24 protein-coding genes are annotated in these 23560 nt (G+C 57.1%); 19 read left to right on the top strand and 5 right to left on the bottom strand.

Going from position 1 to position 23560, the window contains the following annotated elements; genetic code table 11:
- Nucleotides 1–215: 215 nt before the first annotated feature.
- Nucleotides 216–1352, bottom strand: a complete 1137-nt coding sequence (locus tag CEPID_RS07625; protein WP_047240466.1) for an ATP-binding protein — start codon at nucleotides 1350–1352, stop codon at nucleotides 216–218.
- A gap of 140 nt (nucleotides 1353–1492) precedes the next feature.
- Between CEPID_RS07625 and rimM the strand changes: the two genes are divergently transcribed.
- Nucleotides 1493–1987: a ribosome maturation factor RimM gene (rimM, locus tag CEPID_RS07620; RefSeq protein ID WP_047240465.1), complete on the top strand. Its 495-nt coding sequence runs from the start codon at nucleotides 1493–1495 to the stop codon at nucleotides 1985–1987.
- Nucleotides 1987–2778 carry a tRNA (guanosine(37)-N1)-methyltransferase TrmD gene (gene trmD, locus CEPID_RS07615; RefSeq protein ID WP_047240464.1) on the top strand — a complete coding sequence of 264 codons (792 nt, stop codon included), beginning with the start codon at nucleotides 1987–1989 and terminating at the stop codon, nucleotides 2776–2778. The genes rimM and trmD overlap by 1 nt, the downstream gene beginning before the upstream one ends.
- 32 nt (nucleotides 2779–2810) lie before the next feature.
- On the opposite strand, the gene CEPID_RS07610 is transcribed toward trmD, so the two are convergent.
- Entirely contained in the window at nucleotides 2811–3902 is a 1092-nt protein-coding gene (locus tag CEPID_RS07610; RefSeq protein ID WP_047240463.1) for an asparaginase, read from the bottom strand.
- 133 nt (nucleotides 3903–4035) lie between these two features.
- Between CEPID_RS07610 and CEPID_RS07605 the strand changes: the two genes are divergently transcribed.
- The 9 genes from CEPID_RS07605 to CEPID_RS07565 all read left to right on the top strand — a co-directional run bounded on the left by CEPID_RS07605 (nucleotide 4036) and on the right by CEPID_RS07565 (nucleotide 13080).
- Entirely contained in the window at nucleotides 4036–6276 is a 2241-nt protein-coding gene (locus tag CEPID_RS07605; RefSeq protein WP_047240462.1) for a Tex family protein, read from the top strand.
- Nucleotides 6277–6393: 117 nt separating this feature from the next.
- Complete coding sequence (gene rplS, locus CEPID_RS07600; protein ID WP_047240461.1) at nucleotides 6394–6735, top strand: 50S ribosomal protein L19; 342 nt, start codon at nucleotides 6394–6396, stop codon at nucleotides 6733–6735.
- Between the two features lie 346 nt (nucleotides 6736–7081).
- Nucleotides 7082–7822 carry a signal peptidase I gene (gene lepB / locus CEPID_RS07595; RefSeq protein ID WP_047240460.1) on the top strand — a complete coding sequence of 247 codons (741 nt, stop codon included), beginning with the start codon at nucleotides 7082–7084 and terminating at the stop codon, nucleotides 7820–7822.
- A gap of 3 nt (nucleotides 7823–7825) precedes the next feature.
- Nucleotides 7826–8476, top strand: a complete 651-nt coding sequence (locus CEPID_RS07590) for a ribonuclease HII (RefSeq protein ID WP_047240459.1) — start codon at nucleotides 7826–7828, stop codon at nucleotides 8474–8476.
- The gene (locus CEPID_RS07585; protein ID WP_047240458.1) at nucleotides 8473–8778 is read left to right on the top strand and encodes a DUF2469 domain-containing protein; all 306 of its coding nucleotides are present in this window, start codon (nucleotides 8473–8475) and stop codon (nucleotides 8776–8778) included. The genes CEPID_RS07590 and CEPID_RS07585 overlap by 4 nt, the downstream gene beginning before the upstream one ends.
- 133 nt (nucleotides 8779–8911) lie before the next feature.
- A complete protein-coding gene (locus CEPID_RS07580) occupies nucleotides 8912–9259 on the top strand; it encodes a YraN family protein (protein ID WP_047240457.1) in 348 nt (115 codons plus the stop codon).
- Nucleotides 9231–10772 (top strand): YifB family Mg chelatase-like AAA ATPase, encoded by a 1542-nt coding sequence (locus tag CEPID_RS07575; RefSeq protein ID WP_047240456.1) that lies wholly within the window; start codon nucleotides 9231–9233, stop codon nucleotides 10770–10772. Before CEPID_RS07580 ends, CEPID_RS07575 begins: the two co-directional genes overlap by 29 nt.
- A complete protein-coding gene (dprA, locus tag CEPID_RS07570; RefSeq protein ID WP_047240455.1) occupies nucleotides 10769–11944 on the top strand; it encodes a DNA-processing protein DprA in 1176 nt (391 codons plus the stop codon). Before CEPID_RS07575 ends, dprA begins: the two co-directional genes overlap by 4 nt.
- Before the next feature lie 251 nt (nucleotides 11945–12195).
- A complete protein-coding gene (locus CEPID_RS07565) occupies nucleotides 12196–13080 on the top strand; it encodes a tyrosine recombinase XerC (RefSeq protein WP_052843438.1) in 885 nt (294 codons plus the stop codon).
- Here the strand turns inward: CEPID_RS07565 and CEPID_RS07560 are convergent.
- Nucleotides 13055–13543 (bottom strand): M23 family metallopeptidase, encoded by a 489-nt coding sequence (locus CEPID_RS07560; RefSeq protein ID WP_047241424.1) that lies wholly within the window; start codon nucleotides 13541–13543, stop codon nucleotides 13055–13057. The genes CEPID_RS07565 and CEPID_RS07560 overlap by 26 nt on opposite strands.
- A gap of 309 nt (nucleotides 13544–13852) precedes the next feature.
- On the opposite strand from CEPID_RS07560, the gene rpsB reads away from it, so the two are divergent.
- Complete coding sequence (gene rpsB, locus CEPID_RS07555) at nucleotides 13853–14686, top strand: 30S ribosomal protein S2 (protein WP_047240454.1); 834 nt, start codon at nucleotides 13853–13855, stop codon at nucleotides 14684–14686.
- Between the two features lie 270 nt (nucleotides 14687–14956).
- Here the strand turns inward: rpsB and CEPID_RS13135 are convergent, their stop codons facing one another.
- A complete protein-coding gene (locus tag CEPID_RS13135) occupies nucleotides 14957–15550 on the bottom strand; it encodes a hypothetical protein (RefSeq protein WP_144413480.1) in 594 nt (197 codons plus the stop codon).
- Between the two features lie 370 nt (nucleotides 15551–15920).
- Here CEPID_RS13135 and tsf point away from each other — a divergent pair, with 370 nt between their 5' ends.
- The 4 genes from tsf to CEPID_RS07530 all read left to right on the top strand — a co-directional run bounded on the left by tsf (nucleotide 15921) and on the right by CEPID_RS07530 (nucleotide 19202).
- A complete protein-coding gene (tsf, locus tag CEPID_RS07545) occupies nucleotides 15921–16739 on the top strand; it encodes a translation elongation factor Ts (RefSeq protein ID WP_047240452.1) in 819 nt (272 codons plus the stop codon).
- A gap of 216 nt (nucleotides 16740–16955) precedes the next feature.
- The gene (gene pyrH, locus CEPID_RS07540) at nucleotides 16956–17696 is read left to right on the top strand and encodes a UMP kinase (RefSeq protein WP_047240451.1); all 741 of its coding nucleotides are present in this window, start codon (nucleotides 16956–16958) and stop codon (nucleotides 17694–17696) included.
- 57 nt (nucleotides 17697–17753) lie between these two features.
- Entirely contained in the window at nucleotides 17754–18311 is a 558-nt protein-coding gene (frr, locus tag CEPID_RS07535; RefSeq protein WP_047240450.1) for a ribosome recycling factor, read from the top strand.
- A 6-nt stretch (nucleotides 18312–18317) separates the two neighbouring features.
- A complete protein-coding gene (locus CEPID_RS07530) occupies nucleotides 18318–19202 on the top strand; it encodes a phosphatidate cytidylyltransferase (protein WP_047240449.1) in 885 nt (294 codons plus the stop codon).
- 197 nt (nucleotides 19203–19399) lie between these two features.
- Here CEPID_RS07530 and CEPID_RS12925 read toward each other — a convergent pair whose 3' ends face one another.
- Nucleotides 19400–19810, bottom strand: coding sequence for a LapA family protein (locus tag CEPID_RS12925; protein WP_083984415.1), 411 nt, complete (start codon nucleotides 19808–19810; stop codon nucleotides 19400–19402).
- 95 nt (nucleotides 19811–19905) lie between these two features.
- On the opposite strand from CEPID_RS12925, the gene rlmN reads away from it, so the two are divergent.
- Genes rlmN through CEPID_RS07510 form a run of 3 tightly spaced genes read left to right on the top strand, consistent with a single transcriptional unit; the run spans nucleotide 19906 to nucleotide 23368 of the window.
- The gene (rlmN, locus tag CEPID_RS07520; protein ID WP_144413558.1) at nucleotides 19906–21003 is read left to right on the top strand and encodes a 23S rRNA (adenine(2503)-C(2))-methyltransferase RlmN; all 1098 of its coding nucleotides are present in this window, start codon (nucleotides 19906–19908) and stop codon (nucleotides 21001–21003) included.
- A 21-nt stretch (nucleotides 21004–21024) separates the two neighbouring features.
- Nucleotides 21025–21798, top strand: coding sequence for an ABC transporter ATP-binding protein (locus tag CEPID_RS07515; RefSeq protein WP_047240448.1), 774 nt, complete (start codon nucleotides 21025–21027; stop codon nucleotides 21796–21798).
- Between the two features lie 4 nt (nucleotides 21799–21802).
- Nucleotides 21803–23368 (top strand): hypothetical protein, encoded by a 1566-nt coding sequence (locus CEPID_RS07510; protein ID WP_158408033.1) that lies wholly within the window; start codon nucleotides 21803–21805, stop codon nucleotides 23366–23368.
- The last annotated feature ends 192 nt before the right edge of the window (nucleotides 23369–23560 follow it).

The following is a 23560-nucleotide window of genomic DNA, read 5'->3' as shown; positions in this document are numbered from 1 at the left end:
GAAATTTTCGCCAGTTTGCTGTTTGCGCAGGTGAATAGGGGGTGTGGGGTTTAGCGTGGGGGTTGTGGGGTGGGTGTGGGGTGGGGATAAATCGGTGCCCGGTGGCTTGGGGTTTGGGGGTGTATGCACACTTGACCACGCGGTAGCGTCGTTTTTGGGGTATGAATGTGCGTTGCGGTGTGGTGAAGTTTAGGGGGCGGAGACCCGAGTCAAGATCACCAAAATGGGAGGGGTCCGTGTTCGCTTGACCTGCGCAGATATTCTCGCATACCGGGGATCGCGAAGCGGACTAGCCCGTGGCCAGTGGCGACGATGATATAGCGGTCAAGCAGCCGCCTTCGGTATTGGCTGACGGTGTCAGGGCTCTTTTCGAGCCGGGTAATGAGGTCTGCGAGGCGGGAATCGCCGTCGTCTAGCGCCATGGCCTCGAGGAATGCTCGTTCGAGGGCGGTGCACCGAGCTAGGGTAGGTTCGATGACAAGGTTGCCGAGCTCGACCGCGGCCCTTTCGATGGCGTTGCCCGCGGCAGCTCCATCAATTGCAACCGCGTCACCATCACTAACGCCACCAGCAGCATTCCAAGCATGATAGCCAATGAGCTGGATGAGGAAAGGGTACCCGTGGGTGGCTTCGACCGCGGCCCGCAGCGCGCTGTCTTCCCAGTGTGCGCCGGCAGTAGTGACGGGGTCGGCGAGGCCACGTTCGGCATCTTCCCTGCGTACGGCACCGAGGATGCGTCGGTTTGCGCGTCGAAGGAAGGTGATCCCGGGGTGGTCGAGTAGCGCTGCGACTTCCTCGGGCAGGCCAGCGGCGGCAATTGCGACGTTGGCGCGTTCTCGGAAAAGGTGTTGGATCACCGCCATGAGTTCGGCAAGTTCTTCGACTGTGGCACGTCCGATTTCATCCACGGTGATTAGGATGCCGTGGTTGACGAGCCCGGCTGCTGTAGTCAATTGGCCGCGTATGCCGCGCTTGGGTTCGTGTTTGGGGCTCACCTCGGAGCGAATCCCGCCAAGGCCCGCGGGTGCGGTGATGCCAGTGATTCTCCGGGTAGTGGGGTGTGGGTCCAGGGACGCGAGGAGGGCGGGGAGGTGTTCGTCGTTAAGCCTGGTGGTTAAGCCGGGCAATGCGGTTTCGGAGACCACGAGCCAGCCTTCTTCGCGGGCGGTGTCTTCTAGCTCATTGAGTAGCACGGTTTTGCCGACTCCGCGAGTGCCCACCAGCAGCATGGCGCGGCTGGGTGCTCCGGGGCCTTGGTGGAGGGAGGTTCGGAAGTCGGCGATGATTTCCTCACGACCAACGGGATGAGATGGCGAGGTGCCAAACGTTGGTGTAAAAGGATTAAAGTTCATTACTCTCCGTGTCACTCAGTTTACTCAGTTTGCGAATTTCTACTCAGTTTACTCAGTTTTACAGGCGAGTGTGAACGCATTCTAACTTCCCGTTCCGGGCTGAAACTGTCGGTTTAGCTCCCTACGCTAGACTTACCGGCATGGATGTGATGATTGGGCGAGTGGTGAAATCCCACGGTATCCGAGGCGAAGTCGTGGTCGAACCCACTACTGATGATCCCGAGTTGCGTTATGCCGTCGGCGAGACGCTACGTGGCACGCAGGGCAAGAAGGAACACTCGCTGACTATCACGGCGGTGCGCGCCCACCAAGGCCGATTGTTGATCAAGTTTGAGGAAGTTCCGGATCGCAACGCCGCTGACTCACTTCGTGGCACCAAGTTCTTCGCCGCCCCCATCTACGACGAAGACGAGGGCTACTACGACCACGAGCTTGAAGGCCTGACCGTGCTTCTCGACGGCACGCCGATCGGCACTGTCACCGGCATTTCGCACGGTCCAGCGCAGTCGCTACTCGAAGTGCGTATCGACGACCGCGAAGTCCTCATCCCATTCGTAGAGGAAATTGTCCCCGACATCGACCTGGACGAGGGAACCTGCACCATCACCCCGCCGGAAGGACTCTTGGAACTCTAATGCGCCTCGATGTCATCACCATCTTCCCCGAGTATCTCGAACCATTGCGCCACGCGCTGCTCGGTAAAGCTATCGAAAAGGGCATTCTCGAAGTAGGCGTGCATAACCTGCGCGATTGGGCCACCGACGTACACAAATCCGTCGATGACACCCCGTACGGCGGCGGTCCGGGCATGGTCATGAAGCCCACCGTGTGGGGGCCAGCGCTTGACGACGTCGCCGAGGGCAAGTCTGTCGGTTGGCAACTAGATTCTGCGCAACCGCACGTCGATAAGCCCCGGCGCGACGACCTGACCGGTCGTTCCTTCGAGGGGTATGAAGGCGAAGCTGGTGACAAGCCCCTGCTCATCGTGCCTACTCCGGCGGGGCGCCCCTTTACCCAGGAGATGGCGCGGCGCTGGTCCAACGAAGATCACATTGTCTTCGCGTGTGGCCGTTATGAGGGCATCGACCAACGCGTCGTGGAGGACGCGGCGAATCGCTACCGCGTGGAGGAAGTCTCCATTGGCGATTACGTGCTGATCGGGGGAGAAGTTGCGGTGCTCGTCATGGCCGAAGCGATCACTCGGTTGATCCCTGGTGTGCTGGGCAACGCGTCCTCCCATGAGGAGGACTCGTTCTCCGATGGGTTGCTGGAAGGCCCGTCCTACACTAAGCCCCGCGAGTGGCGCGGGTTGGAGGTCCCGGACGTGCTGCTGTCCGGAAACCACAAGTTGGTGGAAGAGTGGCGCCGAGAACAGTCTTTGCAGAGGACGCGTGAGCGTCGGCCGGATCTTCTTAGGCAGGAGTAGCGGGCTCCAAATGTCCCGGAGACATCACTAAATCACGATGCCTCAGGAAAAAGCTCCTTCACGTCGGTGCCGGTTGCGAGCGCAGCAACAACGAGAATTCGGGATTGTCCAGGGCGGAGGATGCCTGAACCAATCACGCCTTTTTCGGCCAGCGTGGCACCGCCGCCAGCACCGCCGTACGTACCTTCAACCAGGCCCTTATCGACGCGCGTCGACATGACCACCGGGATGCCCTTGCCGGCAACCTCGACGATGGCATCCGCAATAGCGCCACCGACATTGCCGGAGCCCATCCCCTCGATGACGAGCCCCTTCGCCCCGGAATCGACGGCGGCCTTGACGAGTTCGCCAGGCGCGCCAGGGTAGGCGGCGATGATGTCGACGCGGGTACCGTCGAGTTTCGACAGCGGCAATGGCTTTGGACGCTTCATGTCCTCCGTGGCGTTGGTGTCAAAGCCGTCCTTGCTGGAAGCATCCTTCTTGTAGGCGCCACGTGCACGCAGGATCTTGCCACCGAAGGCGATGAATGCGCCCTTGCCCTTGTTGGCTGGGTCGGTGGCAGCGGTGACCGCGAGGGTGAGGTTATCTGGACCGTCGGTGTCAGGATCGTCGAATGGGAACATCGAGCCGGTGAGAACGACAGGCTGCTCGGCATCGAGGAAAGTATCAATAGCGATGGCAGTTTCCTCCATCGAGTCGGTGCCGTGGGAGACGATGATGCCGGTAACACCAGGTTCTTTGAGCGTTTCGTGGACCTTTTGCAGAATTCCGTCGGTGTCCTTGAGCGTCATGGCCGAGGAATCGAGCTGGCTGACTTGGCGTACCTCAATGGACAGCTTCGTCTTGTCGAACTTCTCGTACACTTTCTTCAGCAGCTCTTCGCCTGTGACAGTTGGTACCAGCGCGCCGGTAGCGTCTTTTTGGCTAGCGATGGTGCCGCCGGTAGCCAGCATGACTAACTTGCCGCTGATCGCTTTGTAATCGACCTTCTTTGCTTCGGTGGTAGCTGCTGGGGTCGCTGCGGTGCTTGAAGATCCAGAATTACACGCAACCAAAGCACTACTGGCCGCAAGGGCAGCGCCTCCGACGAGGAAGTTGCGACGCGAAAAACCGCGGGTAGACATAAAAGTCCTCTCTATAAATGGAAACTACCTCCATGTGTAGTCCGCTTATTGGCGTTATGAAAGCAGTTGAGAGAACAGTCATGTCGGGGAACTCTTTCAAGTGCGTCTAAGCAGCTCGGCTAAACTAACCCAAATGATCAAGGTCATTGCAAGCGAACTCGGAATCTCCGAAAACCAAGTCTTAGCCGTCCAAAAACTTCTCGATGAAGGCAACACCGTCCCCTTCATCGCGCGCTACCGCAAGGAAGTCACCGGTGGCCTCGACGACACCCAACTGCGTACCATTGAAGAACGCCTGACCTACCTGCGCGAACTCGAAGATCGCAAAGCCGCCATCATCAAGGCAATTGACGAGCAGGGCAAGCTTAGCGACGACCTTCGCGCCCTTATCCTGGAGACGACTACGAAAGCGCGTCTTGAGGATCTCTATTTGCCATTCAAGAAGCGACGCAAGACGAAGGCCGATATTGCCCGCGAAGCTGGGCTTGAGCCGCTGGTAGATCTGCTGCTTGAGGCCGAAGAACCAGATTTGAGCGCCTTTTACACTGAAGGTTTCGCTGATGACAAGGCCGTCTTGGAAGGCGCCCGCGCAATCTTCGTCGACCGAATGGCAACGGACGCTGACCTCGTCGGCGAAGTCCGCGAGGAGATGTACAAGCGTGGCACCATGACTGCGGCTGTCGTGGAAGGCAAAGAGCAGGTGGGCGCGAAATTCAAGGATTACTTTGAATTCTCGGAAGGGTTCCACTCGCTGCCATCGCACCGGATTCTCGCGCTGCTGCGCGGCGAGAACGAGGGTGTGCTGCATCTCAATCTTGACGCCGACGATGAATTCTTTGAGGGTCTGATCAAGCACCGCATGGAGCTGAAGGAATCGCCATGGATCGACGACGCCGTGCACTGGGGCTGGAAAACGAAGCTTTATATCTCCGCTGGTCTCGATACCCGCATGCGTCTGAAGGAAAAGGCCGAAGAAGGCGCACTCGAGGTTTTTAAGAAGAACCTTCGTGACGTGCTTCTCGCAGCACCGGCCGGACAACGCGCGACCCTGGGGCTCGACCCCGGATACCGCAACGGCGTGAAATGTGCCGTGGTGGACCCGACTGGCAAGGTGTTAGACACCGCGATCGTGTACCCGCACCAACCACAAAACCAATGGTCGCAGGCAGTGCAGACGCTTGCTGGTCTGGTGGCCCAACACGGCGTCGACCTGCTCGCTATTGGCAACGGCACTGCCTCGCGTGAGACCGAAAAACTTGCGGGAGAGATCGCTGACCTCATCAAACAGGCGGGTGGAAAGAAACCAACCCCGGTGGTTGTCTCCGAAGCTGGTGCCTCGGTCTATTCGGCATCCAAGCTCGCCGCTGAGGAATTCCCCGACATGGATGTGTCGTTGCGTGGTGCCGTGTCCATCGCACGGCGCTTGCAGGATCCGCTGGCGGAGCTGGTTAAAGTTGATCCGAAATCTATCGGCGTGGGACAGTACCAGCACGACGTGAACCAGACGGCCCTGGCAAAGGCCCTGGATAACGTCGTAGAAGATGCCGTGAACGCCGTGGGTGTGGATCTCAACTCGGCGTCCGTGCCACTGCTGACCCGCGTGGCAGGCGTCAACGAAACGATCGCGAACAATATTGTGGCCTTCCGTGACGAAAACGGAGCCTTTGCCTCACGCGCAGCGCTGAAGAAGGTGCCCCGGCTCGGTCCGAAGGCATTCGAACAGTGCGCTGGATTCCTGCGTATCCAAGGTGGCAAGGATCCACTCGATGCCTCCGCCGTACACCCAGAGGCATACCCGGTGGTCAAGCGGATTTCAGAGCAAACTGGGCTGGGGGTGCAGGAACTCATTGGCAACACCGCGGTGCTCACAAAGCTGCGGCCTTCCGACTTCGCCGATGAAAAATTCGGCGTCCCCACCATTACCGACATCATTGCCGAGCTCGACAAGCCGGGCCGTGACCCGCGCCCAGAATTCAAAACCGCCACCTTCAAAGACGGGGTGGAGAAGGTTTCCGACCTAAAACCAGGCATGATTCTGGAGGGCACGGTCACTAACGTCGCCGCTTTCGGGGCATTTGTCGACGTCGGAGTCCACCAAGACGGTCTGGTCCACGTCTCCGCCCTCTCTGACACGTTCGTATCCGACCCGCATGAGGTCGTGCGATCAGGTCAAGTGGTGAAGGTGAAAGTGCTGGAGGTTGACGTCGACCGGAAGCGGATTTCGCTCACTTTGCGGCTCAATGATGAACCTGGCCAGCCACGAAAGGCCACGAAGAAACCGCAGGTTAGGGGAGGGAAGCCAAGTGGGCGTCGACAAGCCCCAGCGGGTGGTTCGATGGCGGATGCGTTGAAGAAAGCGGGATTTGGTCGCTAAACCGGGCGTGTGGCATACTGTTTCAGTTCTATGTTTCGGGCATGAACCAGCACGAGCGTCCACCTGGTGGAAAATGCCGCTCGGTTCCTCTGTTCCTTAAAAAAAGAAGGATTCTCAATGAACCTCATCGACAAGTTTGACGCAGCATCCCTGCGTGACGACGTCCCTGCATTCCGCCCAGGCGATACCCTTAACGTTCACGTAAAGGTTATCGAAGGTAACAAGACCCGTACCCAGCTGTTCAAGGGTGTTGTTATCCGTCGCCAGGGTGCAGGCATCCGCGAGACCTTTACCGTGCGTAAGGTTTCCTTCGGTATCGGCGTCGAGCGTACCTTCCCAGTACACTCTCCAAACCTGGAGAAGATCGAGGTCGTTACCCGCGGTGACGTCCGTCGTGCAAAGCTGTACTACCTGCGCAACCTGCGTGGCAAGGCTGCCAAGATCAAGGAAAAGCGCTAGTCGCAACGGCTTTCCGGTCCTACCCCGGCAATCATTTCAAAAATGGTTGTCGGGGGTTTCCTTTTTGGGGCCGAAGTGGGCTGTTGGCGGGGACTGGGTGCGGGGCGGGGCTGAGCTGTGGGTGCAGCGTGGTTGCTGGGCCGGTGCTGTTGGTGCGGGGTGGTGCAAAATTCACCACACCGTATGGCACAAAAGGGGCCCTTTGGAGGCGTTTCGGTGTGGTGAAGTTTCGAGAAGGCAAAAGAAGCCCGACCAGGCTGTCGGTGTGGGGTCCACCAACAGTTTCCCGGCCAACCGCTCCGAGCGCAGCGAGGTTTTAACTCAGAGCCTGGTAATGTAGTCCGGCGTGAGTAAGAACGCTAAGAAGGCTGAAGAAAACAAGCGCGAAACCCCGTGGTACATCGAGATCCCGGTGGTCATCATCGTGACCTTTGCGATCATGTTCGTGCTGCAGACGTTTGTTGGCCGACTTTATGTGATCCCAAGTGCGTCGATGGAGCCAACGCTGCACGGTTGCCCTGGGTGTACTGGGGACCGGATTTACGTCGATAAGATTGCCTACCGCATGGGCGAGCCGGAGCCTGGCGACGTTGTGGTGTTCAAAGCTCCCGAGTCGTGGAATAACCGGTTCACCCAGCAGGAAGCCAAGGGACCGCTGTCCGGTCTACAGAACTTGGGCTCCTACATCGGTTTGTCCTCTCCGGACGAAAATGACATGGTCAAGCGTATCGTCGCTACGGGTGGGCAGACGATTCAGTGTCAGGCTGGCGACCCAGGCATCATGGTGGACGGCAAGCCGATTGATTCTTCCTACAAGCTCCAGCCTCCAACGTATCCGGTAGCTGATCAGAGTCGCGGGTCCGATGCCTGCGATGGCGCCTATTTCGGGCCGATTAAGGTCCCGGAAGGAAATTACTTCGTGATGGGCGACAACCGCACCAATTCTGCAGACTCGCGATACCACCTGGGTGATGAAAACCAGGGCACCGTGCCTGGCGAAAATATCGTCGGCAAGGTGCAGGCCATCGTTTTGCCTTTTAACCGCATCGGTGGTGTTGAGGACTATGACATTCAGTCTGCTCAATAAGGCATGCGCAAGCTAAAGCAACTTCGCACATATGAGGTTGGCTTGAGCAAAGCGGGTTTGGGTCCGGTTGCGGGCGTCGATGAGGCAGGCCGAGGCGCGTGCGCCGGACCCATCGTTATCGCTGCGTGCATCCTCCCGGACCGCACTATTCCAGCCCTTGATCAGCTTCAGGACTCCAAAAAGCTTTCACCCGCGCGTCGAGCCCAGCTCTTTCCGCTTATAAAGAAGTATGCAGTGAGCTGGTCAATTGTGGAATTTTCCGCCGCGGAGATCGACACGCTTGGTATTCAGTATTCGAATATCGCGGGCATGCGCCGGGCGATTGCCGGACTGGATCAGCAACCGAGCTACGTACTTATCGACGGGTTCGCGGTGCCTGGTCTGACCGTGCCGTCACTACCTATTGTTGGCGGTGATGATGCCGCCCGATGCATCGCGGCTGCCAGCGTTCTTGCAAAACACCACCGAGATGAGGTCATGGCGTTTATGGATGCGCGCTGGCCGGATTATGGCTTTGCGGCGCACAAGGGCTATGGCACAAAGGTGCATATGGACGCGGTGCGTCGTCATGGAGGCAGTGCGATTCATCGATATAGTTATGCCAATGTGGCAGCTGCGCATGGTCAATGGTTAGTAGATAAGGGGCAACGGTGAGCGCTGAAGAACTGGAGAATTACGAGTCCGAGGTCGAGCTTTCCCTGTATCGGGAATATCGCGATGTCGTGAGCCAGTTCTCCTATGTGGTGGAGACGGAGCGTCGATTTTATCTGGCCAACGCGGTCGAATTGATCCCACACACCTCGGGTGCAGATGTGTACTACGAAGTCCGTATGTCTGACTGCTGGGTGTGGGACATGTACCGCTCGGCGCGTTTCGTGCGCTTCGTGCGTGTGATCACCTTTAAGGACGTCAATATTGAAGAGCTTGACAAGCCAGAGATGATTATTCCGGAGTAAGTCAAGCGTTAAGCTTTCGAGGCCTGTGGATAACTGGGTTATCCACAGGCCTTTTCGCTACCCGTGGGGTTCCGTTTTCGTGCTGTGGTGTAGTCGGCCAAGAACTACACGACAACGATTGGGGAGTTTTGCAATGAAACGTGAATTGGGGGCACGCGGGGAAGCATTGGCAGCGCAGTACTTTGTGTCCCGCGGCGGAGTGATCCTGGGGCGCAATGTTCGCTACACATGTGGCGAGTTGGACCTGATCGTCCAGCTTGGGGGAATAATCGTATTCGTCGAGGTAAAGACCCGGAGCACTCTGGATTTCGGGGGTGCGGAATCGATCACCAGGGCTAAGTTTGCCCGGATGCGTCGGGCAGCTGCGTTGTGGCTTGAGGGTCAACCCTACCGGGAAGTGCGTTTCGACGCCCTGGTGTTGGACTTCAGCGCCGATGACCCATTCTTCCACTATGAAGGGATTGTGGCCGGTGCTCGCTAAAACATACTCGGCGGCGCTCGTCGGAGTCGACGCCACGCTAGTAGAGGTCGAAGCGCACATCGGAGCTGGACTGCCTGGGGTATACATCGTCGGGCTTGCGGACGCGTCGATTAGTGAGTCCCGCGACCGGATGAAAACAGCCATGTTGAACTCGCAGCTACCTTGGCCGAAAACTAAGGTGGTGGTGAACTTGTCGCCGGCCGGCTTACGGAAATCTGGTAGTCATTTCGACTTGAGTATCATTTGTGCGATTCTCATCGGTTCCCTTCGCGAGGACATGGTGCGCGCCCATTTGCAAGACACGATGTTTCTTGGCGAAGTCGGGCTGGACGGCAGCATCAAACCGGTGCGTGGCGTGTTGCCGGCGCTCCGGGCAGCCAAGGCCTTCGGGGTGACCCAATGCATCATTCCGAATCAAAACGCTGCTGAAGCAGCTCTTTTGGACGGTCTGGATGTGATGACCGCCGGGCACGTTCTGGACATTGTCTCTTGGGCTAGGGGAGAAAACCCCCTGCCCAACGCGGGCCATCAACTGCCGAATGCAACAACGCCGATGCTGGATATGGCTGATGTTGCAGGACAAGACGAGGCTCGTTATGCAGCCGAAATCGCCGCGGCCGGCGGACATCACATGATGATGGTTGGACCACCAGGTTCCGGCAAATCCATGATCGCAGCGCGGATTCCTGGTCTCTTGCCACCTTTGCAGGCCGAGGAATGTGTTGCTGTTACTTCTATTCATTCGGTCGTCGGTACGAGCTTTACTTCGCCGGTGGTCAGCGCTCCTTTTGTTGCTCCGCACCACAGTGTGTCCCGAGCGGGTCTCTTGGGCGGCGGTTCGGGGCACCCTCTTCCTGGTGCGGTAAGTCTCGCGCATCATGGGGTGTTATTCCTTGACGAAGTATCCGAAATTCCAGCAGCGGTCTTAGATAGTTTGCGGCTCCCGTTGGAAAATGGCTTGGTCCGGATGGTACGCCGCCAGCAGGAAATCACCTTCCCCGCGCAGTTTCAGCTGGTGATGGCGGCCAACACCTGCCGATGTGGGGCGGACACACCTTCGAAATGTACGTGCAGTGCAGCTTTGAGGCAGCGCTTTCTGGGTAATGTCTCAGGTCCGTTGCGCGATCGCGTTGACCTGTTTGTCCGTACCCATGCACATGGTGCAGTACTTGGTGTTGGATCCTCGGAGAGTTCGCCGCAGATCGCCGAGCGGGTGGCGGTCGCTCGCGAGCGGGCTGCTCAGAGGTGGGCACGAGCCGGACTTGAGGGGACAAATAACGCCCGGATGAATCCACATCGCTTGCGTCGCGAGTTTCCTGCCGACGAAGCAGCAATGGCCTATCTTGCCGCATTGCTTGCCGACGGCGCCCTGTCGCAGCGCGGCGTCGATCGATCGCTGAAGGTGGCCTGGACTATTGCTGACCTGCAGGGAAGCCAGATCCCAACCCTTGACCACGTCGCGCAGGCAATTGACCTGCATGCGACTTCCGAGCAGCTTGGGGTGGCGGTATGAGTGACAGCAGACAGCTAGCGTGGGCGTACTTGTCCCGCTGCATAGAGGGCCCAGACCGGGAGCTGCAGCGGCTGTTGAGTGCGGGGGAGGACGTTGAGAAGATCGTGCACGGGATCAAAAACCGTGAGTCCTGGCTAGGTCCGCTGCTGAAGACCACGCAGACTCGGGCCAGCGTTGATTACGCCCGGGAAGATCTGGAAGCGATCAAAGCCATTGGCGGACGACTGCTCACCCCGGACTCGCCAGAATGGCCTACGGAGCAATTCGACGCCGCATTTGGTTTCGCAGCATCGGGGCAATCGGACTGTATCCGTTCGATGCAAGATGACGCAGTTGCGCCACATGCGCTGTGGGTGAAGGGTATACCGTTGTCGGAGTTGTTGGCGCAGGCCGTAGCGATCGTGGGCACTCGAGCGGTCAGCAATTACGGCCGGGAAGCGACGCGCCAGTTGGTGCAGGAGCTGGTGGCGCATCAATGGACCATTGTTTCCGGTGGGGCGCTAGGCGTTGATGCCGTCGCTCATTCGGTAGCGCTGGAAACCGGTGGGCGGTCAATTGCAGTGGCAGCTTGCGGATTGGATAAGACGTACCCAGCTGCGCATCGAGGGCTTTTCCGACAGATCAGCCAGCACGGCGCTTTAGTGTCCGAGTATCCGCCGGGAATTTCTCCGGCGAGACATCGATTTCTCACGCGAAACCGGCTGGTTGCAGCCCTCACATCCGGCACCGTTGTGGTTGAGGCGGCGTGGCGCTCGGGGGCGCTCAATACGCTTACCTGGGCGGAGGGACTCGGTCGTGTTGCGATGGCGGTCCCCGGTCCTATCACTGGGGTGGGGTCATTGGGTTGCCATGAAAGAATTCGCACCGGTCGCGCCCAACTTGTGGTGAGTGCTGATGAAATTCGCGAATTGCTCAGTGCAATAGGCGAACTAGATGTCGCGGGGCAGTATGAATTCGATTTCGCGCCTTCCCCAGTACAGTCTCTATCGCGCAACGAGATGCGGGTCTACGATGCGACCTCAGCCCAAGCTCGGCTCACCGCGGACATTGCGGCCGACGCTGGTCTCAGTGTTGCGCTAACCGTGCACTTGCTGGTTGAACTGCAAAAACGGCAGCTGATTTGCCGAGAGGGCGATGGGTGGAAGCGGATTGAGTCGGAAGCGGAGGACTAGTCGGAAAATATTGAAACAAAACTATTGCGTAAATTGCTTTGTTTCGCTACTGTGAGTTAGGCAAGCCTAAGTCGTGAGTGTGTTTCGGGCTGGATCCGCACTCAATGCATTCGTTGCACGATAGGGTTTCGCTTTAATGGGTGAGTAGAGTAAAGCAGGGTGACGGCACATTGTGCCGCCCCCTGCTTTACGTTTTCCTAGTTACTGCTTCTATTTGGCGGTGCCACCAGCAAGAAAGTGAGTGACCAAACGTGAGTCAACTGGCCGAGGCTATCGACGACTTCGCGGAGCACCTGCTGCTCGTCGAAGGGAAATCGGAAGCGACGGTCCGTGGCTATGTTTCGGATTTGCGCACGCTGAGCGCTAGGATCTCCAGCTTTGACAAATTCACTCTTGCTGAACTGCGTCTTTGGTTAGCGGAAGGGGTTCAGCAGGGTAAGAGTCGCGCCACATTATCGCGGCGAACGGCGTCGGTAAGAGCGTTTTCAAGGTGGGCACAAAAGCGAGGACTTCTGGCCCGGGACTATGCGGCTAGATTGGTCACGCCCAAGACTGATCGGCCACTGCCTGGGGTATTGAACAAAGATGATGCCACCCAATTGGTCACTCAACCAGCTTCCGCCACTGAGCCCGAGTTTCTGCGTGATGTCGCGATGCTTGAGTTGTTGTATGCCACCGGGATTCGGGTGTCGGAGCTTTGTAAGATCGATGTTGCAGATGTTGGTTCGGATGCTGGTCGCGGCCAGCTCGTGGTGACTGGTAAAGGTAATAAGCAGCGGGTTGTGCCTTATGGCTCGAAGGCGTCCGATGCGTTGCGTGCCTGGCTGTCAGAGGGGAGAGGACACCTCGCTGATTCTCAGGAAAAGGCGTTGTTTGTTGGTAAGCGGGGTGCGCGAATCGACCCCCGACAAGTTCGACGAGTGGTGGACCGCGCAGCTCAAGAAAACGGTCTACCTCATACAAAGCCACACGACTTGCGTCATTCGGCTGCCACCCACATGTTGGAAGGTGGGGCTGACCTGCGCATAGTTCAAGAGCTTCTCGGGCATTCGTCTTTGCAGACCACGCAGATTTATACCCACGTGTCGGCGGAACGGCTGAAGCAAGCTTTCAATCAGGCTCATCCACGGGCTTGAGCCGAATGACAGGGCTGTCGAGTAACGACAACGGATTGATGTAGTCGTCCTTGCTGACAAGCGCTCCCCAGTGCAACCCAACATCGGTGGCTGTGGGATGGCCTAACGTGCCGATTATTTGACCTTCGCGCACATCGTCACCTTGCGAGACGTAAGCGTGAACCGGCTGGTACGTTGTCCGGATGCCATCGGGATGGTCGATAGAGATCACGGGAACGCCTGCAATGACCCCGACAAATGCGACTTTCCCTGTCTCTGCGGCATGTATTGCTGACCCAGGCTCGGCCGCTAGGTTCACGCCACGGTGGCCCCGATGCCAATTCTTCGCTGGTTTATCAAAAGCATCAGTAACCCGCGAAGCATAGGGGGTCGCGCGAACCGGGTCGACATATGCCCAGGCTGACGGGTTCAATGAAAAGCTCATGAATGCCACGAGAAGTGCAATAAAAATGCGGAAACTCATGTCGGCGAAGTTAATCTTCGCCGAGGGAATTGTGTCAACCACCTTGTGGATAACCGCACCCCCAAATGCACCCTGTGTATAGCTAAGGAGGTGGATTTGATAGTGAGGTCCGCTGTGGACTAGAATTTTGGTTAGCAGTCTGTCTCGATCTGAGTTGGCTGACTACGCGCGACCAGAATTTTCGCGCCCAACGCGGTCCCAGTTCCACTACAAAGGTACAGGGTGTTGGTGCGGGAATGGTTGCTAGGAGCAGGAGAAAAACCTGCATAACTTGTAAAAACCGAAACTTCTACTTGAAAGGGAGCACCCATGGCAGTCGTAACCATGCGCGAGCTTCTCGACGCGGGCGTCCACTTCGGACACCAGACCCGTCGTTGGAACCCAAAGATGCGTCGCTTCATCTTCACCGATCGCAACGGCATCTACATCATTGACCTGCAGCAGACCCTGACCTACATTGACGAAGCTTTCGAGTTCGTGAAGGAGACCGTTGCACACGGTGGCTCCATCCTGTTCGTCGGCACCAAGAAACAGGCTCAGGAAGCAGTGGCAACTGAGGCAGAGCGCGTTGGCATGCCATACGTTAACCACCGCTGGCTCGGCGGTATGCTGACCAACTTCCAGACCGTTTCCAAGCGTCTGTCCCGCATGAAGGAACTCCAGGCAATGGATGCAGCTGAGGACGGCTACGCAGGTCGCACCAAGAAGGAAATCCTCATGCTCACCCGTGAGCGAACCAAGCTGGAGCGCGTCTTGGGTGGTATCGCTGACATGCACAAGGTTCCTTCTGCAATGTTCGTGATTGACACGAACAAGGAGCACATCGCGATCTCCGAAGCTCACAAGCTGAACATCCCGGTCGTGGCTATCCTGGACACCAACTGTGACCCAGACGTCGTGAACTTCCCAATCCCAGGCAACGACGACGCTATTCGCGCGACCGCTCTGCTGTCTCGCGTCATCTCCACCGCTGTGGAAGAAGGCAAGAAGGCTCGCGAAGAGCGTCAGCTCGCCGCAGCTAAGGAAGCTGCTGGCGATGCTGAGAAGCCTGCAGCTGACGCTGACAAGGTCGAGGTTGCGGCCAAGGTTGAAGCAACCGAAGAGGTTGCTGCTGAGGCTACCGAAGCTCCAGCTGCTGAGTAAATTCTCGCAACTCTGGAGCCCCACAGGATTGACTGTGGGGCTCCAACTGTTTCAAGGTGAGACTCAACCTTTTACACAGTCCTATCTTCGCCGCTTTTCTTTTAACGTCGGGAGCAAAAAGGCTGTTGTTGCGATGACATAAACAACTGCGAAGGCGCTTGCAACTCGGCTAATTTGAGAGCTTGGATTGACAATGGCAAAAAGGCATAGACCAAGCGAAACAATTCCAAGTAGTACCAGGATCTTAATTCTCATTTTTCCTCTCGGTTTTTACTGTGACCAACACATTCCGTTGGAGAACAGCCGAATGCCATTTCCCCAAGAACCGCAAACCCCCATGAGTGACGCCTGTGCGGCAAGTCCGATAGCTATCGGTGTCGCAACAGCAAGAGAGATTCCCGTGTAGGACGAAAGCAAGCCGGCAAGTTCGACTACCGTGGCTCCCGCTGCGATCGAATTCTGCAATGCGCTGGAGGCGCAACTGTCTAATAGAGCCGCGGGTGGCATAGGTTGGAAACCATTTCGACCATTGCAATTTGAGAATGGCTGAATAGTGCTTGTGCGTGTTGCGGCTCGCGTTGAGACGCGGCTGAGTTGTTCTTCGTTCGCGGTAGTGATGCTCCATCCAAAGCCGTGATACACAGATGCGAGTTCTATGGCGTCATGTTCAAGGCTGCGATCTTTTGCAATAGCATCTTTCAGATTGAATACCTTTTCGTCAGGATGGACGTAGGGGTCAAGGAGCTTTAGGTGTTCGGTTTGAGCATCGGTATTCGCTTTAGCAGATTGGTTCTGATTGTTAGCTGAATCCTTGGCAAAAGGGCTAGCGGAGGCAACGGGGGATATTGCAACTGACAATGCCATTGTGAGAACAATGGTGCAGAGTTTCCTCATGGATCAGATACCCTTCGTTGAAAGAGGTGAAGTCGTAGCCTTCAGTGCTACGTTAACCATTCTAAACGACTTTGATACGCATTACATTTAAAAGTCATGGTTTTTCGATAATGAATTTGCAGAACTATGTGATCGATACTTTGGCTAGCGTTTTGTGGAAACGACAACGATTGCTTTGTGGATCTGTCTTAAAGACTGTTTTTCGATGCGGAAAGTCGGGAATGTAGGATGGACTCTTGCCGCGAGTTGGGTAACGCTACCCGCTGCGCGCGCGTTGCGAAACTCTAAGCTAAGCTTCACTAGGAAAACTCTTTCTATATACAAGGAGGATCGCCCCGTTATGGCGAACTACACTGCTGCAGACGTCAAAAAGCTGCGTGAAATGACCGGCGCCGGAATGATGGCCAGCAAGAAGGCTCTCGAAGAGTCCAATGGTGACTTCGAGAAGGCCGTCGAAATCTTGCGTATTAAGGGTGCTAAGGACGTCGGAAAGCGCGCTGAGCGCACCGCTGCTGAAGGCCTGATCGCAGTGTCTGGCAACACGATGGTTGAGATCAACTCTGAGACCGACTTCGTTGCTAAGAACGCTGAGTTCAAGGATTTCGCAGCCAAGATCGCTGACGCTGCAGCTGCTGTCAAGGCAAACACCCCAGAAGAGCTCGCAGCTGCTGAGGTTGATGGCAAGACTGCTGCTGAGGCTATCCAGGAGCTGTCCGCAAAGATCGGCGAGAAGCTCGAGCTGCGTCGCGCCGTCACCCTCGACGGTGACAAGGTTGCTGTGTACCTGCACCACCGTGCAGCTGACCTGCCACCAGCAGTGGGCGTTCTCGTTGCTTACGAAGGCGACGACGAAGCTGCTGCCAAGGCTGCTGCTATGCAGGTTGCCGCTATGAAGGCTCAGTACCTCTCCCGCGAAGATGTTCCTGCTGAGGCTGTCGAAAAGGAGCGCGCAACCCAGGAGAAGATCACCCGCGAAGAGGGCAAGCCAGAGGCTGCTATCACTAAGATCGTCGAAGGTCGCATGAATGGCTTCTACAAGGATGTTGTGCTGCTTGAGCAGGCTTCCGTTTCCGACAACAAGAAGTCTGTCAAGGAAATGATGGACGAAGCTGGCGTCAAGCTGACTTCCTTCGCTCGTTTCGAGGTTGGCCAGCACTAATTCAGTGCCCGCCATCCTGCTTATCGACGCCCCTTGATGGTTTACCATCGGGCGTCGATAAGCCTAAAACTGCCTCCACGGACCATACGGTCCCTGGGGGCATTTTTGATTGGTGGATTAAGGGTAAGCTGTAAGGGACTTTTATGTGTCGGCACGCTCGAGGCCCGAGTTGTGCGGAAATAGCAGTGGAAAACCAGAGGAAGGTGCGTCACCCGAATGTCGCCACAGACGGAACAGGCAAATACCAAGCGCAAGGGTTTCAAGCGAGTCATGCTCAAGCTCGGCGGGGAAATGTTCGGCGGTGGCAACGTCGGGATCGACCCGGACGTGGTGCAAAACGTTGCCCGACAGATCGCTGAGATCGCACAAAACGGGACAGAGGTGTGTGTTGTAATCGGTGGTGGCAACTTCTTCCGTGGCGCACAGCTGCAGCAGCGCGGCATGGACCGTGACCGCTCGGACTACATGGGCATGCTGGGCACCGTCATGAATTGCCTCGCGCTGCAGGACTTCCTGGAAAAGCAAGGCGTTGAGACCCGCGTCCAAACCGCCATCAACATGGCCCAGGTCGCCGAACCATACCTGCCCCTGCGCGCAAAGCGTCACCTGGAGAAGGGACGCGTCGTTATCTTCGGCGCAGGCATGGGCATGCCTTACTTCTCCACTGACACCACCGCAGCCCAACGCGCACTCGAAATCGACTGCGAAGTGCTACTCATGGCCAAGGCCGTCGACGGCGTTTACGACGACGACCCCCGCACCAACCCCAATGCCAAGCTTTTCGACGAGATCACCCCGCAAGAGGTCATTGAAAAGGGATTGAAAGTGGCCGATTCCACGGCGTTTTCCCTCTGCAAAGACAACGACATGCCAATTTTGGTCTTCAACCTGCTCACCGAAGGAAACATTGCGCGCGCCGTAGCCGGTGAGCCAATCGGTACGCTGGTCAAGTCCTGATAAATTGAGTACCGATACTTCTATTCACCACCGAACAACAAGGGAAAACGAATCCGCATGATTGACGAGATCCTGTTTGAAGCCGAAGAACGCATGGCTGCCTCCGTAGAACACACCCGCGAAGACCTGACTACAATCCGTACCGGTCGGGCTAACCCAGCGATGTTCAACGGCGTTATGGCTGAGTACTACGGCACCCTCACCCCAATCACCCAGATGGCGACCATCTCGGTCCCCGAGCCTCGCATGCTCATCATCAAGCCTTACGAGATGTCGGTCATGAACGACATCGAGAACGCCATCCGCAACTCCGACTTGGGTGTGAACCCAACCAATGACGGCCAGGTCTTGCGTGTCACCGTCCCACAGCTGACTGAGGAGCGTCGTAAAGACATGGTGAAGATGGCCAAATCCAAGGGCGAGGACGGCAAGATCGCGATCCGCAACGTGCGTCGTAAAGGCATGGACCAGCTGAAGAAGCTGCAAAAAGACGGCGACGCCGGTGAGGACGAAGTCCAAGCAGCAGAAAAGGACCTGGACAAGGTTACCCAGAAGTACGTGGCGCAGATGGATGAACTGGTTGCCGCTAAAGAAAAGGAACTGATGGAAGTTTAGGCCACAGTGAATCAACCTGAGCCGAAATCCCGCATCGAGCACCATTTGCCCCGACCGAAGAACTCCGCCGGACGAGACCTCAAATCTGCAGTTGGAGTTGGCGTTGGTCTGGGAGCCCTGGTGCTCGTCGCCATTTTCTTAATACCGCATGGTTGGTATCCGCTCGTAGCCATCGCTATTGGCCTGGCTACCTGGGAAGTCCACCGACGACTGATTGAGCACGGTTATGTGCTACCACGTTGGATCTTGTTGATCGGCGGACAGGCGATGGTGTGGTTGTCATGGCCATACGGGACGAAAGGACTGGTCGCCGCGTTCGTGACCAGTGTGCTTGCGCTCATGTTTGGTCGGCTTTTCCACCATGGACGGCATACCGCGCCCCAGAACTACCTGCGCGACATGTCCATTGGCATTTTCGTGCTGACGTGGATCCCGCTGTTCGGTAGTTTCGCCGCCATGCTTTCTCTCATCGAACGGGAAGGGGTGGCGTATGGAATGTTCATCGTCACCTTCATGGTGTGCGTGATTGCTTCAGATGTAGGTGGCTACATATTCGGGGTGATGTTCGGCTCGCACCCCATGGCACCCGCAGTGAGCCCAAAGAAATCCTGGGAAGGATTCGCGGGATCAGTAATTCTGGGATCCATCGTTGGAGCTCTTGCCGTGCACTTCCTGCTTGGTGACCGGTTCTGGGTTGGGATCTTGCTGGGAGTCGGGCTCGTAGTCTGCGCCACTCTTGGAGACCTCGTCGAATCGCAGTTCAAACGCGAAATCGGCATCAAAGACATGTCGCGAATGCTGCCGGGACATGGCGGCCTGATGGATCGCCTCGACGGGATGCTGCCGTCAGCGATGGTCACCTGGCTGATTTTGAGCTTGGTTGGTTCTTAACAGTTACTTCACTGGGGGTTCGTCTTGCGGTCGCCGATTGCCTTTGCAGTGGTACAGATTTGCGGGCGCATTCAAGGCTGCCAAGCAGTGCTTCAGGCGCCAAGCAGCTTTCGCAATGCCAGCCACCCCAAAAAAGCGGCGCCCCGATCCGAAAGCGGGGATCTCGGGGCGCCAGCTCTGTGCTTCAGCCTAAAGCTTTATCGTAGAGCCTTGCGAGCGCGTCGAACCTGGCGGCGCAGCTCCAACATGCGTACACCACCGACAATCGCCATGATCAGCGCGCCAGTGATGGCTGCTAGCAAGAAACCGACACCCACCGGAACGGTGAACGACCAGGCAAAAAGATCGAGCTCGACATTCGTTTGATTTTGCATGATAAAGATCAACAGCAGGATAAGTAGCAACGTGCCGAAGATCAAAGCTACCCACGTTCCTCCGGCCAGCGAGCCCTTGACCTTTGGCTTTGGTTCCTCGCGGACGTCGTCACTTGGTGCGGCCGGCTCAGTGGTTTCGCCTGGAACAGCTAAATCACGGGTTTCTGGGGAGGAAGGCGCAGGGGAGGGGGAGTTCGTCTCGATCGGGCCGGTGGATTCGTATGGATTAGTCATAGTTACTATTCAACGGGAAAATTTAAGGTATTGCCAACTTGTGAGCCTCGACGTCAGTTAGTGACGAGTGCGCAATTCGTGCAATGATGGTGGGTATTATGACTGCACTTCCTCTTGTTTTCAAGGCGCCTAAGCACGGCATGCCTCCCTTGCACTTCGCGGATCTCACCCAGGAAGAACGCATCGAGGCAGTCGGTGAGCTCGGGCTGCCGAAGTTCCGCGTAGACCAGATCGCGCGTCATTACTATGGTCGCCTCGAGGCTGATCCGCTCACAATGACTGATCTGCCCGAGGCTGCGCGCATCAAAGTTAAGGACGCGCTCTTTCCTACGCTGCTGACCCCGATAAAGCAATACGCTACCGACGATGGCGAAACCACCAAGACGCTTTGGCGGCTTCACGACGGCAAGCTGCTCGAGTCTGTGCTGATGCGTTATTCAGACCGCGCGACTCTCTGCATTTCTTCGCAGGCGGGTTGTGGCATGGCCTGTCCGTTCTGTGCGACCGGGCAGGGCGGCCTGGACCGTAATTTGTCCATCGGCGAAATCGTCGATCAGGTGCGCGCGGCTGCTGCTCTCATGCAGTCAGATGGCAGCCGTCTGTCGAACATCGTGTTTATGGGGATGGGGGAGCCGCTCGCGAACTACAAGCGCGTCTTAAGCGCAGTGAAGCAGATCACGCTTCCAGCTCCGCAGGGTTTCGGCATTTCGATGCGCAATGTCACCGTGTCCACCGTCGGCTTGGCGCCAGCTATCCGCAAGCTTGCCGACGAAGACCTCTCGGTCACTCTGGCAGTCTCCCTGCACACTCCCGACGATGAGCTACGCGATACCCTCGTGCCCGTCAATAATCGTTGGAAAGTGGAAGAGGTGCTGGACGCTGCTCGCTACTATGCGGATAAAACTGGCCGTCGCGTGTCGATCGAGTATGCGTTGATTCGGGACATTAACGATCACGGCTGGCGGGCAGACATGCTCGGCAAGAAGCTTCATAAGGCGCTAGGCTCGAAAGTACATGTGAATCTCATTCCGCTTAACCCGACGCCGGGTTCGAAGTGGGATGCGTCGCCTAAGGATCGTCAAGATGAGTTCGTCCGCCGGGTCATTGCGCAGGGTGTTCCGTGTACCGTGCGGGATACTCGCGGTCAGGAGATCGCAGCTGCTTGTGGCCAGCTAGCCGCGGAGGAACGCTAAACAGAAGGAGCCAGTCGTTCAATGACAGTACCCGCGTTAAGTATCAAAAACCTTTCAAAACGGTTTGGCCCGCGGGTCGTCGTTGACAACGTCTCTCTGGATGTTGAGCCTGGCAGCATCTATGGCATCGTCGGCCCCAACGGCGCTGGAAAAACAACGATGCTTTCTATGGCAACTGGGCTAATCCAGCCTGATAATGGAACGTCGGAAGTGTGCGGGCACGACGTCTGGCACGATGATTCGGCGGCCAAGAATGCGATGGGGCTCCTCGTCGACGGCTACGCTGCTTTCAACCGGCTCAGCGGGCTGGAATTGTTGCAGTTTTCAGGTGCTCTGCGTTCCATGCCGGCCGCTGAAATTGATCAACGCGCACGTGAACTGCTCGAAGCCCTCGGTTTGACTTCCGCGGGGAACAAGCGGATCGTCGACTATTCCGCAGGTATGACCAAGAAAATCTACCTCGCTAACGCGCTGTTGCATAGCCCTCGACTCGTGGTCCTCGATGAGCCTCTCGAAGCAGTTGATCCCGCTTCAGGACAGGTGATTCAGCAAATCTTGCGTCGATACGCTGCCGGAGGCGGGACAGTGGTGCTGTCTTCCCACGTCATGGGATTGGTTGAGGGGTTGTGTACCCATGTGGCCATTATGAACGAGGGGCGAATCCACATCGCAGGGCATGTCGACGACGTTCGTGCAGGACGCAGCCTGACCGAGATTTTCGTGGAGATTGCCGGCGGTGGACAGCTGGCGGAAGGTTCGCTCGGCTGGCTGCAGGGGGAGCCTGGGAATGCTTAAATCCATGCTCCGAGTGCAACGCACCTTGTGGTTGCGAGGACTCAAAGAAAACGTCTCTGTCGTGTTCATGATGGTGATGTTCCTGATTTATGGTGCGGGAGGAGCCGTCGCTCTCGACATGATGATGTGGAGCGAAATTCGTTCAGGCCATCCAGAAGCGATTGCCAGCGCGCTCACCGTCGGGTTGGTGGCCTATTTGATGATGGTTGTGATGGTGCCGGCAGGCGAAAACCACCTACAGCCCGAAGACTTCATCGGCCATTCAATATCACCACGAACGCTGTTTCGCGCGCACGCGTTGACTGCGCTCATGACCAGTCGAGGTCTCACAGCGTTACTGGTAACAGTGATTACGACGGTGTTTATCTCGCTGGCGATCCCACCGATGTGGATACCCTTGGTGCTCGTCATGATGGCGCTGCAGCTCGCGTTGGTGCTTGCGTCGGGTGAGCTGCTCGGCAGTGTGTTCGCCACCCAGAAGTCGCGCACGAGCAAAGAACGAAATGTGATTATCTCTTCGTTGGCAGTGTTTGCGATGCTAATTATCTACAACCGGGTGATCTCGCAGGGCACCAACCAGACCGAGTTGTGGCCAATGGGCGGAGTGCTGCAATGGACACCGCTGGCGTCAGCTGGCGGGGTGATTGCTGGTGCAGTAGGTGGGCTTTGGCTCGAGGTCGTGGCACAAATAGTGATCAGTGTGCTCGCGCTGGGGCTGGTGTGTTGGGCCTGGCAGCGGAGCTTGGCAAGGCGGTTGCGGGCACCACTGGAACGCTCCGGCACCAACGAAAAGGACGAAATCCAGGCCGACGGCGCATCAATCTTCCTTCGGTTCGTTCCGAAAACCCCGGCCGGCGCCATCTACAGCCGAGCCTTCCGATACTTTCGACGTGATCCCAGACTGCTGAACTCCATGATTGGTGCCCCTCTCATAGTAACGTTCTTTACCTATCAGTCCTTCACCACAGATTCTGATTTCCAGCTTTACCTGGCGCTGTGGATGCTGAGTTTCTTGAGCTGCACAATCGCCTCAAACGACTTCGGCTTCGACGGCCCCGCCTGCTGGATGTATATCGCCAGCGGACTGCGCCCCAGGACGATTGCGCTGGCCAGGCATTGGGCATCCATGACAATTCCGACCGTTATGACACTGTTGTACGCAGTCATGGCTTTCTTCCTCGCACGCGACAAGTCAATCGCTGTCTTCGTTATCCCAGCTGGCGTATTGATGTTGGTCGTAGCTTCCGCTTTATCGCAAGTCGCCAGTGTTTTTAACGCTTACCCTACGGCGAAACCTGGAACGAACCCATGGCAGGACAAATCCGGCTATTCCGCTGGCGCTTTCCTCACAGTATTCGCCGCGATGTTCTGCTGTTGGATTCCGCTCGTTCCCGGCGTCGGACTGCTCGCTTGGGCGCACCACTCCGGGGCCGTGTGGGCAAGCGTTTCCGGTTGGGCTTTGATGTTCATCCTGCCCGCCGCCTGTTGGGTTCTTGCGCGCCACATAGCTGCCAGGCATATCGACGCCCACCTGCTGCAAATCTTCGCGAAAGTTAAATCACACGTCTAGTCCGACCAGGCGCAAGGTGGCAATGTGCGGGCCTTCTCTGATGAAACTGTCAGAAGCCGGCACGCTCAAACGAAAACGGCCGATACTGCGCTTGGCTGGTGGGGCGGAAGTGCTTCAGAAGTGCTAGGTCGTACCTCCGCGGAAGTACGACCTAGCATGTTTGCAGCCCCAACGTACTCAGCACTCAGCACT

Origin of the sequence: Corynebacterium epidermidicanis, assembly GCF_001021025.1 — a bacterium.
In the GTDB taxonomy this organism is placed as follows: domain Bacteria; phylum Actinomycetota; class Actinomycetes; order Mycobacteriales; family Mycobacteriaceae; genus Corynebacterium; species Corynebacterium epidermidicanis.
Note: the sequence above shows the minus strand (reverse complement) of the source record. Positions and strands in the feature narration are given on the sequence as shown.